This is a genomic window from Dietzia sp. IBK-p2-16D, from assembly GCF_057773085.1.
This window is the reverse complement of sequence record NZ_JBYMTL010000007.1, coordinates 131,978-146,102: the sequence shown is the minus strand read 5'-3', so window position 1 is coordinate 146,102 and position 14,125 is coordinate 131,978. Positions and strand designations below refer to the sequence as shown.

Annotated in this window: 14 protein-coding genes; 13 read left to right on the top strand and 1 reads right to left on the bottom strand. The window is 68.6% G+C overall.

Annotation, left to right across the window (positions count from 1 at the left end):
* Positions 1-55: 55 nt before the first annotated feature.
* Positions 56-835 carry an esterase/lipase family protein gene (locus AC3DE3_RS15005; RefSeq protein WP_260488505.1) on the top strand — a complete coding sequence of 260 codons (780 nt, stop codon included), beginning with the start codon at positions 56-58 and terminating at the stop codon, positions 833-835.
* A 39-nt stretch (positions 836-874) separates the two neighbouring features.
* Positions 875-1,465 (top strand): TetR/AcrR family transcriptional regulator, encoded by a 591-nt coding sequence (locus tag AC3DE3_RS15000; RefSeq protein WP_488370487.1) that lies wholly within the window; start codon positions 875-877, stop codon positions 1,463-1,465.
* 24 nt (positions 1,466-1,489) lie between these two features.
* Here AC3DE3_RS15000 and AC3DE3_RS14995 read toward each other — a convergent pair whose 3' ends face one another.
* A complete protein-coding gene (locus AC3DE3_RS14995) occupies positions 1,490-2,476 on the bottom strand; it encodes a diacylglycerol/lipid kinase family protein (RefSeq protein ID WP_488370486.1) in 987 nt (328 codons plus the stop codon).
* 344 nt (positions 2,477-2,820) lie between these two features.
* Here AC3DE3_RS14995 and rplJ point away from each other — a divergent pair, with 344 nt between their 5' ends.
* The 11 genes from rplJ (at position 2,821) to AC3DE3_RS14940 (ending at position 14,098) form a co-directional block, all read left to right on the top strand.
* Complete coding sequence (gene rplJ, locus AC3DE3_RS14990; RefSeq protein ID WP_260488502.1) at positions 2,821-3,333, top strand: 50S ribosomal protein L10; 513 nt, start codon at positions 2,821-2,823, stop codon at positions 3,331-3,333.
* A gap of 60 nt (positions 3,334-3,393) precedes the next feature.
* Positions 3,394-3,780 (top strand): 50S ribosomal protein L7/L12, encoded by a 387-nt coding sequence (rplL, locus tag AC3DE3_RS14985; protein ID WP_260488501.1) that lies wholly within the window; start codon positions 3,394-3,396, stop codon positions 3,778-3,780.
* A gap of 206 nt (positions 3,781-3,986) precedes the next feature.
* Positions 3,987-5,123 carry an ABC transporter ATP-binding protein gene (locus tag AC3DE3_RS14980; protein WP_488370485.1) on the top strand — a complete coding sequence of 379 codons (1,137 nt, stop codon included), beginning with the start codon at positions 3,987-3,989 and terminating at the stop codon, positions 5,121-5,123.
* Between the two features lie 26 nt (positions 5,124-5,149).
* Positions 5,150-5,980: an MlaE family ABC transporter permease gene (locus AC3DE3_RS14975; protein ID WP_260488499.1), complete on the top strand. Its 831-nt coding sequence runs from the start codon at positions 5,150-5,152 to the stop codon at positions 5,978-5,980.
* A gap of 48 nt (positions 5,981-6,028) precedes the next feature.
* Entirely contained in the window at positions 6,029-6,838 is an 810-nt protein-coding gene (locus AC3DE3_RS14970; protein WP_260489172.1) for an MlaE family ABC transporter permease, read from the top strand.
* Complete coding sequence (locus AC3DE3_RS14965) at positions 6,835-8,271, top strand: MCE family protein (RefSeq protein WP_260488498.1); 1,437 nt, start codon at positions 6,835-6,837, stop codon at positions 8,269-8,271. Before AC3DE3_RS14970 ends, AC3DE3_RS14965 begins: the two co-directional genes overlap by 4 nt.
* The gene (locus AC3DE3_RS14960) at positions 8,268-9,359 is read left to right on the top strand and encodes an MCE family protein (protein ID WP_488370484.1); all 1,092 of its coding nucleotides are present in this window, start codon (positions 8,268-8,270) and stop codon (positions 9,357-9,359) included. Before AC3DE3_RS14965 ends, AC3DE3_RS14960 begins: the two co-directional genes overlap by 4 nt.
* Positions 9,356-10,378, top strand: a complete 1,023-nt coding sequence (locus tag AC3DE3_RS14955; RefSeq protein WP_488370483.1) for an MCE family protein — start codon at positions 9,356-9,358, stop codon at positions 10,376-10,378. The genes AC3DE3_RS14960 and AC3DE3_RS14955 overlap by 4 nt, the downstream gene beginning before the upstream one ends.
* Positions 10,378-11,607, top strand: coding sequence for an MCE family protein (locus AC3DE3_RS14950; RefSeq protein ID WP_488370560.1), 1,230 nt, complete (start codon positions 10,378-10,380; stop codon positions 11,605-11,607). The genes AC3DE3_RS14955 and AC3DE3_RS14950 overlap by 1 nt, the downstream gene beginning before the upstream one ends.
* Entirely contained in the window at positions 11,604-12,857 is a 1,254-nt protein-coding gene (locus AC3DE3_RS14945) for an MCE family protein (RefSeq protein WP_260488494.1), read from the top strand. Before AC3DE3_RS14950 ends, AC3DE3_RS14945 begins: the two co-directional genes overlap by 4 nt.
* Positions 12,854-14,098, top strand: a complete 1,245-nt coding sequence (locus tag AC3DE3_RS14940; protein WP_488370482.1) for an MCE family protein — start codon at positions 12,854-12,856, stop codon at positions 14,096-14,098. The genes AC3DE3_RS14945 and AC3DE3_RS14940 overlap by 4 nt, the downstream gene beginning before the upstream one ends.
* The last annotated feature ends 27 nt before the right edge of the window (positions 14,099-14,125 follow it).

The window sequence follows — 14,125 nt, the reverse complement described above, 5'->3', positions numbered from 1 at the left end:
GGGAGAAGGGGCTCGAGGGGAGATGCGCTGGCGCAGGAGGATGAAAGTCCTAGGCGTGACATTGCTCCTCGCGGTGTCGTCGCCGACGACGGCGAACGCGGCTCCGACGGAGCGGGAGGCGTGCACGGGCCCCGAGGTGCTGCTGGTCCACGACCTGACGGGAACACCACGGGACTGGGATCTGCTCGTCGCCGACCTGCGGTCAGCCGGGTGGTGCCCCGTCGCCGTCGACTGGGGACGTCCTCGCCCGGGTGACGTCCCGCTCCCCGTCGGTGGACTGACCGGCGTGGACGCCGCGGCCGCGGAGCTCGCCCGCAGCCGGGGTTGGACCTCCGCAACGCCGGTGTCCGAGCCCGTGGCGGTGGTGGCCAAGGGGGTGGGTGGACTCGTGGTGCAGCGTGCCGTCCAGCTCGTGGGTCCGACAATCCCGCCGATCAGTGCGCTGGTCACGCTGGGGCCGGTCTGGAACGGTACGAACGTGCTCGGGATCGCCGACGTCGAGGATCTCAGCCGCGCCGCGGGGGTCTTCGAGCCGATCCTCGCGTGGGAGCGAACCTGGATGGACCCGATCTGCGAGGGCTGCCGGGAGGCGGTGCGCGGATCGGATCTCCTCGCCCGGCTGCACTCCGACGGTCTGCGTACGCCCGGGGTGGCCTACACCGACATCGTCTCGCCGGTCGACCTGCTGGTCCACCCGCCGCTGGAGCAGTCCCCGCCGGGGACGGTGGTGCGGGTCGCGGGACCGTTCGCCCGAGGTCTCCCGGTGTGGCACGGCGAACTCGGGAGAGACCCGGACTCCCGTGCTCAGGTCGTGGAGGCGCTCGGGCCGACGTAGGGTGACGACGATGATGACACGACACGGTGGGGCGGGCCGATGACCCAGGGGTCGACGTGGTCCGCCCGGCCGAGCGGTCCCCGGACGGGGCGTCTCTCGGCGGAGGACTGGGCCCGCGCCGGGCTGGACCTGCTCATGACCGAGGGCAGGTCCGCGGTCAAGATCAGCCGGCTGTGCGCGGACTTCGGCGTCACGAAGGGCAGCTTCTACTGGCACTTCGCCGACTTCGACGCCCTCATGGCCGCCGTCGCCAGACTGTATTTCTCGCAGGAGATGGACGCCGCCCGTGGACTGGTCTCGATGGAGGCGATGCCGCCCGACAAGCGGCTGGAGACCATGAGCGCGATGCTGGTGGAATCCCGGGCCTGGGAGGGGGAGGCCGCGATCCGGGAGTGGGCCAGGGCGGACGAGACGGTCGCCGTGGCGGTGGCGGAGCTGGACCAGCGCATCCTGCGGGTGGTCCACGACGCGTTCGTGGAACTCGGGTTCTCCGAACGGGGAGCTCGTATCCGCGCCGGGGTGCTGGTGTACGCCGGCATCGGGTTCGTCTACGGGCGATCAGCCCTGCCCGTGCCCACCGTGGAGGAGATCCACGACGTCCTGGCTCTACTGCTGCGCGGCGAGGCCTGAACCGGTCGGGCCGGGTGGCGCGGGTCAGACGGCGACCCGGACCGTCAGCCCCCTCCGCTTGATCCGGGCGGAGAAATCGGTCACGGAGCCGCAGTCCTCGCCGTCGATCTGGAAGGAGGCCGGCTTCTCCATGATCCGCGCGGTGACCCCCACCCCCTGGCGGAAATCCAGGGGTCGGGTCCGATGCTCTTCCCTCTCGCTCTCCGGGGTGGGACTCCTCCGCAGGATCGGCTTGAGGCGATGCTGGAACGTGTGATGGGCCAGGACCGCACCCGCCTGCGCCCACCCGAGAGGGCCCTTGGCGCGCAGCGCGAGAACGTCCAGGAGACCGTCGTCGATGACGGCGTCGGGCAGCAACACCATCCCCGCCTGCAGCATTCCGCAGTTGGCCACCAGGAGGGTGCGCGCACGGGTCTGGATCGGCGACCCGTCGTCGAGGGCGTACTCGACCCTGATGCGGTGACCGTGCAACAGCGTGTTGGCGAACGCGCCGACGTAGGCGAGCCAGCCCACCCGCGCCTTCAGCCTGTCGTCCGTGCCCGCGATCATGTCGGCGTCCATGCCGGCTCCGAGCATCACGAGGAACACGTCGTCCCGGGACGCGCCGTCCCCGTCGGTGTAGCGGACCTCGCCGATGTCTATGGCCCGGCTCCGGCCACCCATGGCGATTCGCAGCGCACGATCGATGTCGTCCAGGGGGATGTCGAGGTTGCGGGCCAGCAGGTTGCCGGTGCCGAGTGGGACCACGCCCATCGGGACAGCGGTACCGAGCAGTCCCTGGGCCACCGAGCGCACGGTGCCGTCGCCACCGCACGCGATCACCAGTCCGACACCGTCCGCGGCGGCCTGCGCAGCCTGGCCCGTGCCCGGGTCCTCCTCGGTGGTCTCGTAGAAGACGGGGTCCGTCCATCCGTGCCTGGACGCCCGCTCCTCCGCGCGGCGGCGTACCTCGTCGACCCCGACCTTGGTGGGGTTGTAGATGACGGCGAGGCGAGACGGGGTTGGGGACACCGCACCAATGTGTCAGAAAGCCGAGCGTGCCGCCATTCACCGCCCCCGGGCCGATTTGGCGTGTGCCGTCCGCCGGCTATATCCTTGGGGCCGAAGTTTGAACGTCCGAGGGTCCTGCCCTCGGATACCTGATCAAGTTTCACCGAAGACCGCAGGTCGCTGCTCCCGCCGGGGGTGGTCGAAGGGTCCGGGAGCGCCCGGACGGCCCGCGCAGGAGAACACCGGTCAGCGTCGGATGTGCAGTGGATCCCCAGGATCCGTGCCAGCTCTTCCACGCCCCGTGCCGCCTGCGCACGGGGCGTTCGTGTTTTCTCGGGCGAGATGATGCAGAAAGGAGGCGAAACATGGCAAAGCCCGCAAAGGTCCAGGCCGTCGAGGAGATCAAGCAGCACTTCCAGAACTCCACGACCGCCGTGGTCACCGAGTACCGCGGACTCTCCGTTCCGCAGGTCACCGAGCTGCGCAAGACGCTGGGTGACGCGGCCACGTACACCGTGGCCAAGAACACCCTGGTCAAGCGTGCGGCTGAGGAAGCCGGAGTCGAGGGTCTCGACGACCTCCTGTCCGGCCCCACCGCCATCGCGTTCGTCACCGGTGAGGTCGTGGACGCCGCCAAGGCGCTCAAGAACTTCGCCAAGGACAACAAGGCGCTCGTCATCAAGGGCGGTGTCATGGACGGCGCCCCGCTGTCCGCCACCGAACTCGACAAGATCGCCGAGCTCGAATCCCGCGAGGTCCTGCTCGCGAAGATGGCCGGTGCCCTCAAGGGCAACCAGGCCAAGGCCGCCGGCCTGTTCAACGCGCCCGCTTCGCAGCTGGCACGTCTGTTCGCGGCGCTCCAGGACAAGAAGAACTGACACACCCCACATGCTTCCGGGCCGTCTGACGGCACCGGGACCAACAGAAAGGACGCCACCATGGCGAAGCTCAGCAACGACGAGCTGCTCGAGGCCTTCAAGGAGATGACTCTTCTCGAGCTCTCCGAGTTCGTGAAGCTGTTCGAGGACACCTTCGAGGTCACCGCGGCCGCTCCGGTCGCCGTCGCCGCTGCCGGTGCCCCGGCTGCCGGTGGCGAGGCCGCCGCCGAGCAGGACGAGTTCGACGTCGTCCTCGAGTCGGCCGGCGACAAGAAGATCGGCGTGATCAAGGTCGTGCGCGAGCTCGTGTCGGGCCTGGGCCTCAAGGAGGCCAAGGACCTCGTCGAGTCCGCCCCCAAGGCAATCATCGAGAAGGTCGACAAGGAGGCCGCCGAGGCCGCCAAGACCAAGCTCGAGGAGGCTGGCGCGAAGGTCACCCTCAAGTGATCTGACGCACCACCGCTTCACCAGGGGCGGCCCGGCGACTTCGCCGGGCCGCCCCTGCGGCATTTCCCGCGGATCTCCCGGCCCGCCCGCCTGCTGACGTCGATAACGGAACACTTTTCCACGGCATGTAACAAAGCACACCGCCGGAGCGGTAGTTTACAGTGACCGTGGCCACAGATCAGGGGCTGCAGTGAGGAGTGGTTGACGTGGGTGTCGAGGTTTCCGTAGAGGGTCTGACCAAGTCCTTCGGTTCGCAGAAGATCTGGGAGGACGTCACGTTCACCCTTCCCGAGGGTGAGGTCAGTGCCCTGCTCGGTCCGTCGGGTACCGGTAAGTCGGTATTCCTCAAGTCGCTCATCGGCCTCCTGCGCCCCGAGCGAGGCAAGATCATCATCGACGGCACGGACATCCTCCAGTGCACCGCCAAGGAGCTCTACGAGATCCGCAAGCTGTTCGGGGTCCTGTTCCAGGACGGCGCGCTGTTCGGGTCCATGGACCTCTACGACAACGTCGCGTTCCCGCTGCGGGAGCACACCCGCAAGTCCGAGTCCGAGATCCGCGACATCGTCATGGAAAAGCTCGAGTTGACCGGTCTGACCGGCGCAGAGGGCAAGCTGCCGGGCGAGATCTCGGGCGGTATGCGCAAGCGCGCCGGTCTCGCCCGGGCGCTCGTGCTGGACCCGGAGATCATCCTCGTCGACGAGCCCGACTCCGGCCTGGACCCCGTGCGCACGACCTACCTCGCGCAGCTGCTGATCGACATCAACGCGCAGATCGACGCGACGATCCTCATCGTGACGCACAACATCAACCTCGCCCGCACCGTCCCGGACAACCTGGGCATGCTCTACCGCAAGAACCTCGTCATGTTCGGTCCTCGAGAGGTCCTGCTCACGAGCGAGGAGCCCTCCGTGCGTCAGTTCCTCCGCGGGTCCAAGCTCGGCCCCATCGGTATGTCCGAGGAGAAGGACGACGCACAGATGCGCGAGGAGCAGGCGCAGGCCGACGCGGGACACAACGACGGCTCCCCGGGCGAGGACGAGGTCACGGGTGTGCCGCCACAGATGCAGCCCACCCCGGGCGGACCCGAACGCAAGGGGGAGATCCGGCGAGAGAAGCGCGTCGCCGAGATGCTGGACACCCTGCCCCCCGAGGCCCAGGAGGCCATTCGGGCCGAGTGGGCAGCGCGCGGACACGGTAACGGTAAGGTCCCGGCTGCGGCGTCGTCAGGGGCGTCCGCTCCCGCCGCCGAAGCCGCCACCCCGTCGCAGTCCACCGAGCCCGCCGCCGTCGCGGCTCCGGGGGCAGGGGTCGACGACCACTACGGTTCTGCGGCGAACTGAGGCGGCGACGAGTCCGGGGGAGACAGATGGCGGAGGGTGCGACTCAGCAGCCCAGGCGAACATCCGGAGTGGCACCGGCGGACGTCGGCAACGGCGTCCAGCAGGCCGTCGGCGAAGCCGGCAAGGTGTTCCGTCTGTTCATCGAGGTGTTGCGGGGCATATTCAGGCGGCCGTTCCAGTTCCGCGAGTTCATAGGCCAGTCATGGTTCATCGCGTCGGTGACGATCCTGCCGTCGGCGCTGGTGGCGATCCCCTTCGGCGCGGTCGTCGCGATGCAGACGGGCTCGCTGGTGCAGCAGCTCGGGGCGGAGGCCTACACCGGCGCGACCGGCGTCCTCGCCGTCGTCCAGCAGGGCGCGCCGCTCGTGACCTCCCTGCTCATCGCCGGGGCCGCCGGATCCGCGGTGGCGGCCGATCTCGGCGCCCGCACCATCCGCGAGGAGCTCGACGCCATGCGGGTGCTGGGAATCGACCCGGTCCAGCGCCTCGTGGTACCCCGCGTGCTGGGCATGATGCTCATCGCGGTCCTGCTCAACGGTCTGGTGTCGATCGTCGGCATCGCCGGGGGCTACGTGTTCAACATCCTCCTGCAGGGTGGCACCCCGGGCGCCTACCTCATGTCCTTCGGGGCGCTCGCCCAGCTGCCGGACTTCATCATGTCCTCGATCAAGGCCCTCGTATTCGGCCTCATCGCCGGAGTCGTGTCCTCGTACTGCGGCATGAACCCCAAGGGCGGTCCCAAGGGAGTCGGCGATGCCGTCAACCTGGGCGTCGTCCTCACATTCCTCCTGCTGTTCTTCGCCAATCTCATCCTCACGGCGATGTATCTGCAGATCGTCCCGCCGAAGGGGTCGTAGATGGCGATCCATACCGACGTCGGACCCACGCGGGCCCGGCTGAGGGCGATGGTCCGTGGCCCCATCGCCTCGTTCGATTCACTCGGCGACCAGCTCGCCTTCCACCTCCGGGCCATCCGGTGGATCCCACAGACCGTAGTTCACTACCGCAAGGAGGTCCTGCGGCTCATCGCCGAGGTGACCTTCGGGGTGGGCGTGCTCGCCGTCCTCGGCGGCACGATCGGCGTCATCGTCATGATGAGCGGGTTCACCGGCGTCGTCGTCGGATTACAGGGGTACGCGGCGCTGGATCAGATCGGTAGCTCGGTCCTGACCGGGTTCCTGTCGGCGTACGTCAACACCCGCGAGGTCGCGCCCCTCGTGGCGTCGCTCGCGTTGTCCGCCACCGTCGGGTGTGGCTTCACCGCCCAGCTCGGCGCGATGCGGATCTCAGAGGAGATCGACGCCCTCGAGGTGATGGCGATCCCGAGCGTGCCCTACCTGGTCACCACTCGCATCATCGCCGGTTTCGTCGCGGTCATCCCGCTCTACGTGGTGGGTCTGCTCTCGTCGTACCTCGCCACCCGAGGTGTGAACACGATGATCCAGGGCCAGTCCACCGGCTCGTTCGACCACTACTTCCATCTGTTCCTGCCGCCGGAAGACGTCATCTATTCGTTCGTCAAGGTCATCATCTTCGCGTTCGTGCTGGTGATGATCCACTGCTACTACGGATTCACCGCCACCGGAGGGCCTGCCGGCGTCGGCGTCGCGGTCGGCCGGGCGGTGCGGACGACCATCGTCGTCGTCGCCATCCTCAACTTCTTCGTCGGCCTCGCCCTCTGGGGCACGACCACGACTGTGCGGGTGGCCGGATGAACGAGTTGTCCCCGTTTAAGACGCGACTCCTGGCCGCGTTGTTCATCGTCATCGTCGTGGCGTTCGTCGGCACCACCATCGCGATCTACAACCGCGCGTTCACTTCCTCCGACAGCGTCGCCATGATCACCGACGACATGGCCTACTCGCTGCCCGTCGACGCCGACGTCAAGGCTCGCGGCGTTCTCGTCGGACGGGTCGCCGGCCTCGAGCCCGACGGTGAACGGGTGCGCGTGAACCTGGAGTTCGATCCCGACCTCATCGACCAGTTGCCGGCCAACGTCAGTGGCCGGTTGCTGCCCAAGACACTGTTCGGCGAGCGGTACGTGGACCTCGGATTCCCCGACCAGCCCGCAGGCACCCTCGAGGCAGGCAGCACGATCGAACAGGACACCCGCGGTAACGCCACCGAACTCGGCCGCGTCCTGGACGGTCTGCTCCCCGTGCTCGAAGCCGTCCCGCCGCAGAAGCTGGCCGGGACCCTCGGGGCCCTCAACCAGGCGTTGGCGGGTCGCGGAGACGAGATCGGGGCGAGCCTGGTGGAGATCGGTCAGGTCTTCGAGGGCATCACCGAGGAGATGCCGGCCCTGGAGTCCGGTCTCGCCGACCTCGCGACCTTCTCCCAGACCTACTCCGAGGCACTCCCGGATCTCATCAACGCCCTCGACGCGCTGCGCACCACCGGCGACACGGTGGTGCAGCGACGCCCCGACATCGCGGACGGACTGGAGCGCATCACCCGGTCGGCGGAGACCCTCACCGGTTTCCTCTCGGACAACCGATCCGATCTCATCGCCCTGGCCGCGGACTCGCGGACCTCCCTGGAGTACCTGGCGGAGTATTCCCCGGCCCTGCCCTGCACGGTCGAGAACTTCATGCTCGCGCTGGACCGCTCCGACGCGATCCTCGGTGTGGGGGATCCGCACCCGGGCATCCGGGTGACGATCGAGGTGGTCAACCCGAAGGGCCGGTACGTGCCGAACCAGGATGAGCCCCGCTTCTTCGACACCCGCGGACCGCGCTGCTACGAGCCGGCCCAGGAGCCGGCCATCTTCCCCATGGCCCCGGGCGGGGCGATCGCGGACGGGTCGTTCCAACCGCCGACGCGCAACCCGGGCCCGCAGTTCATCCCCACCCTGCCCAACCCCCTCGACCTGGACGGCCCGGTGCCGTCCCTACGGACCCGCGGATCGGTTCCCGCCGCGCCGGGCCGCGCCGTTCCGGAGCAGCCGAACCTCCCGTTCCCGTCCACCGTGACGGCCGGGCAGGACCGCGACGTCATGGCCATGGCCTACGCGGGATCGCCGGTCGAGACGGACACCGTCCGCACGGTGTACGGCGTCGCCACCTCACGTGACGCCGCCGAGATCCCGGGCTGGATCGGCGCGATCGGCGCCCCGGCGCTGCGCGGGACGGAGGTGGCCTTCCGATGACCACCAAACTCAAGGCGCTCTTCCGAGGTGGGCTGCTGTCCTCGTTCATCAAGCTCGTCGTCTTCATCGTGGTGACCGGCCTGCTGAGCATGATCCTCGCCACCACGATCCGCGGCGGCACCCGCGAGGACGGCGTCGAGTACTCGGCCGTCTTCTCGGACGCCACCATGGTCGAGAAGGGCGACGACGTACGCATCGCCGGCGTGGTGGTGGGGCACGTGACCGACTTCGAGGTCCACGACCGGGACAAGGCCAAGGTGTACTTCACGATGTCCGGCGACCGGACGCTGCCCGCCAACGTCCACCTGTCCCTCCGGTTCCGCAACATGATCGGCCAGCGGTACATGAACATCTCGAGAGAGCCGGGCCCGGTCCAGCCGGCCCTGCCCGAGGGCACCACCATCCCGATCGAGAAGACGTCCCCCGCGGTCGATCTCACGGCACTGTTCAACGGGTTCCGACCGTTGTTCACGACCCTGCAGCCCGAGGACGTCAACGCGCTCGCGGACTCCCTCGTGCGGGTCCTGCAGGGCGAGGGCGGCACCGTGACCAGCCTGGTGCAGCAGACGGGGCAGCTCACCAACCACCTGGCCGATCGCGACCGGGTGATCGGCGAGGTGATCGACAACCTCACCCGGGTCCTGGAGACGATCAACGAGAGGGACGTGCAGTTCCAGCAGCTCGTCGTGACCACCCGGCAGCTCGTCGAGGGGCTGGCCGACGAACGGGACGCGATCGGGAGTTCGCTCGACTCGATGGCGGACCTGACGTCCTCGGCGGAGAACGTCGTCACCGCGACGCGCCCGGCGGTCACCGAGTCCCTCGACCACCTCAAGCTCGTCACCGACAACCTCGCCGACAACGAGGACAAGCTCAGCCAGGTCCTGGAGAACATGCCGCGCAAGACCGACAACCTCATCCGGATGGGGTCGTTCGGATCCTGGTTCCAGTTCTATCTCTGCGGCCTCGACGTCGTCCACGGACCGGGCAACGGAGTGCCCAATCTCCTCCCGTCCGGAGGGCCGACCGTCAACCACACCGTGTACACCAACGTCGCACCGCGGTGCCATGAAGGGGGCATCCCGTGAGCAAGCGCAGGCCGGGCGAGCCCCGGTTCGGAAACGCCACGATCGGCGCGATCGGGGTGGTCGTGATCCTCGTGCTCACCCTCGGGTCGTTCCAGCTGGACTCGCTGCCCGTGGTGGGTGCGGGCCCCAAGTACGAGGCGTACTTCTCCGAGGCCGCGGGCCTCGCCGACGGCAACGAGGTACGTGTCGCCGGAGTGAAGGTGGGCGTCGTGACCGGCGTGGAGCTCGAGGGCGACAAGGTGCTCGTGGGCTTCCGCGCGAAGGACGCGTGGCTCGGGGACGACACGCGGGCGAGCATCCAGGTCAAGACGGTGCTGGGGCAGAAGTACCTCGCGCTGAGCCCGGCCGGGACGGGGGAGTTGGACCGTTCCGAGCCGATTCCGCTCGAGCGCACCGTGGCCCCGTACGACGTGGTGACCGCGTTCTCCTCCGCTGCTGAGACCCTCGACGCGATCGACGACGCCAAACTGGCCGAGAGCCTGGACACCCTCACCGACGCCATGCAGGCCTCACCCGAGGAGTTCCGCAGCGCAGTGGACGGGGTGTCCCGACTCTCCCAGACCATCTCCAGCCGGGACGAGGAGCTACGCCAGCTCCTCGAGGCCACCCGGACCAGCTCGGCGATCCTCGCGGAGCGCAACGACGACTTCCGGCGACTCATCATCGGAACCGGTCAGCTGCTCGGTGAACTCAACCAGCGGTCCGAGACTCTCAAACTGGTCCTGGCCTCGACGCGCGGACTGTCCGGCGAACTGCGGCGGTTCGTGGGGGAGAACGAGGCGAAGTTCGGCCCGACCCTGGACAGCCTCGACTCCGCCCTCGAGATCCTCACCGATCACGAGGAGGACCTGAAGAAGTCCATCCACAACCTGGCACCCTTCTACCGGCTGTACGCCAACATGCTGGGCACCGGACGGTGGTTCGACTCCGTGGTCACCAACCTCATCCCGCCGGGCGTGCCGGAACCGCCCTTCTACCCGGGTGCCCGCACGCCGGCTCGACAGAGTGGGATCAAATGATGCACAAGAAGCTGCCGTACTGGCTGGTCGCGCTGCTCCTCGTCGTCGTCGTCGCGATCGTGGCCGTCACCTACCTCGCCGTCACCCGGCTGGGACGGACCACCATCACCGCCACCTTCCCGAGCGCGGTGGGCATCTCCAAGGGGACCGACGTACGGATCCTCGGCGTGACCGTGGGCTCGGTGGACGAGGTGACGCCGATGGGTGACACGGTGGAGGTCATACTCCACGTCTCCCGCGGGGTCGAGGTCCCCGTCGACGCGAAGGCCGTCCAGGTGACCCCCTCGGTCATCCCGGATCGCAACATCCAGCTGGTGCCCGCGTACTCCGGTGGACCCACGATGGAATCCGGAGCGCACATCCCGCTCGAACGCACCGCCACGCCCGTCGAGGTCGACAAGCTCTACGCGTCGATCAAGGACCTCACCGAGGCCCTCGGCCCGGACGGCGCCAACCGGGACGGTGCACTCGACCGGTTCGTGGCCGCGTCGGCCGACACCCTCGCGGACAACGGGGCCGCGCTCGGACGGTCGATCGACGAGCTGTCCGGCGCCGCCACCACGCTCGCGGACTCGAGCCAGGACATCAGCGAGACCGTGGTCAACCTGCAGTCCTTCGTCACGATGCTCGCGCAGAACGACGCCCAGGTACGCCAGTTCAACTCCCAGATGGCGACGTTCAACCAGACCGTCGCCGGGCAACGCGAAGACCTGCAGGGAGCGCTCGGCGAGTTGAGCTACGCGCTGGCCGACGTCGCGCGACTGGTACGGGACAACCAGGACGTCATCCGCAGCAACGCCGACCGCCTGGTCACCATCAGCCAGATCACGGCCGACCAACGCGACGACCTGGAGGAGATCCTCAAGGTGGCGCCGTTGGCGTTGTCCAACCTCATCAGCGCGTACGACGCGGAGTCGGGGACCCTGTCGATGCGGCCGAACATCCCGGAGAAGCAGAACCCGGCCGGAATCCTCTGTCAGATCATGAAGCTCGGTCGCCTCAACCCGGGCAGCGAGCTCTTCCAGGAGCTCGACAACCTGCGGCGCGCCGACATCCAGGCGTGCGAGGCGCTGGCCCCGCAGCGGAACCAGGAGCTGAGGGACGCCAACCCGGACCTGCCCCTGGGCATCCTGGCGGGCGAGATGAAGCAGTCCATCCCGGTGCCCGGCACCGTCGAGGGCAACCGCGGGTGGCCCATGACGCCCGCGTCCGAAGGGGGACGGGGATGATCCGCCACATCACCACGGCAGGACGCGCGGGCCGTGCGCTGGGTTCGGCCGCCCTCGTCGCGGCACTGGCCGCCGGGTGTTCCATGAACCTGGAGGACTACACCCTGCCGGGCGGCGCAGAAGTGGGGGACGACCCCATGGAGGTGTCCATCCGGTTCGACGACGTGCTCGACCTGGTGCTGCAGTCGACCGTCAAGGTCAACGGCCTCGACGCCGGGCGCGTCACCGGGATCTCGCTCGCCGAGGACGGGTGGACCGCCCAGGTGGACATCGTCCTGCGCGATGATCTCGACCTCCCGGCGAACGCCGAGGCCTCGATCCAGCAGACCAACCTGCTCGGCGAGAAGTTCGTCCAGCTCACCCCGCCGGAGGACGAGCCGGCCACCGGGCAGCTGTCGGACGGCGACGTGATCGCAACCTCCAACTCCCGCACCGCGACTGATATCGAACAGGTCCTCGGGGCCCTTTCGCTCCTGCTCAACGGAGGCGGGGTCGACCAGCTGCAGCCGATCGTGTCCGAGCTACGCAAGGTCACGGACGGCCGGGAGGAGGGGCTCACCGAGACCCTGCGGTCCGCGGACGAGCTCATCTCCGGGCTCAACCGACAGCGGGACAGCATCACCGCCGCGCTCGACGGGGTGAACCTCATGACGACGCGGGCCAACGACCAGCGTCAGCAGATCCAGGCCGCACTCGACGAGCTCCCGGCCGGCGTGGCCGTCCTCGAGGAGCAGCGGCCCCAGCTGGTGGAGATGCTGCGCCGGATCGACGCGTTGGGTGAGGTGGGATCGGACATCCTGCTGACCAGCCGAGAGGACCTCATCGCCGACCTGCGCGCACTGCGGCCGGTGCTCCAGTACCTCGGAGAGTCGACGCCCGATCTCATCGAGCTCACCGGCTTCGTCCCCACCTTCCCGTTCCCCGACTCGTCGATCCGGTCGACCATCGGTGGCTCGGCCAACGTGTTCCTCTCGGTTGACGCGACCATCTCCGAGACGCTCCGCAACCTCGGGGCGAACCAGGGTGATCCGGTGCCGCTGCGGCCGATCACCACCCGCGGGCCGTACAACGTCGACCCCGGGAACCCGTGGGAGGGTGGCAACGGCCCTGACCGGAGAACCACCATCGTCCTGCCACTGCTACCGATCCCACCGATCATGGACCGGGCCGTGGAGCCCAGGCCCGCGCCGGGTACCTCGGAGTTCTCCGACAAGTACCTGCCCGAACCAGGGGAGCCCGGATACCGATGAGCAAGACACTGAGAGCCCAGCTCATCGCGTTCTGCGTGATCGCGGCGGTCGGCGTGGCCTACGTCGGCGCCAACTACGTGCGCCTGCCGTCGTTGTTCGGCATCGGGCAGTACAAGGTCTATCTGGACCTGCCCGACACCGGCGGTGTGTTCACCAACGCGGCGGTCAACTATCGCGGCACACCCGTCGGACGAGTGGGGGAGTTGACGCTCACCGACGACGGCGTGCGGGTCGAGCTGGACCTGGACTCCAGCACCCCCGACATCCCGGCGGACACGGTGGCCGTGGTCGCCAACCGCTCGGCGATCGGTGAGCAGTACGTCGACCTGCGTCCCAACAGCTACTCCGAGCCGCACCTGAAAGACGGGGACGTGGTCTCGGCCGGCCGTGAGGCCCTCCCGGTACGGGTGGAGGACCTGCTGGCCTCCGTCGACGAGCTGTCGCGCTCGGTGCCGTTGGACGACCTCGAGGTGATGGTCGACGAACTCGGCAAGGCGGTCGAGGGCCGCGGCCCACAACTCCAGCGCCTGTCGGATTCGCTGATCCGCCTCTCCGACGAGGGCATCCGCACGATGCCGCAGCTCCAGGCACTGATCCGCGACGGGGCGACCGTGCTCGACACCCAGGCCGACCAGTCGGGGGAGATCATCAGCTTCTCCCGGGACCTCCGGACCGTGACGGAGGCGCTGCGCGATTCCGACTCGGATCTCGAACGACTCATCACCACCGCGCCGGAGTTCGCAGACGAGACCCGCTACCTCGTGGAGAACTCGGGCGAGCCGCTCACCCGCGCGGTGGGCAACCTGTCCACCACCATGAAGACGGTCGACCCGCTCGCCCCGTCGTTCGTGGTGTTGCTGCAGCTGCTGCCGGCCCTGTCCGCCGGTGGCCTGTCCGTGGCGCCGGGAGACGGCACGATCCACTTCGGGCTGGTCCTGGAGATGGACAACCCGACCACGTGTACCCAGGGTTACGAGGGCACCTACGAGATCATCGAGCAGATGAAGGCGCAGGACCCGTCCTTCGACCCGCAGGAGCAGAACTTCCCGCCGAACTACGACGCGCGGTGCACGGTGCCGTTCGGCAGCCCCACGGCCGTCCGCGGCGCCGACCGGGTCGAGTACGCACACCCCGACGTCCCGCAGCCGTGGGACACCAAGCCCAAGATCGACCCGGACAAGCTCAACCTGTCCGTGGCCGCCGAGCAGCTCGCCGTCCTCCAGGGGTTGATCCCGCGGTGACGACGGCACCGGGCGATGACCCGGCCC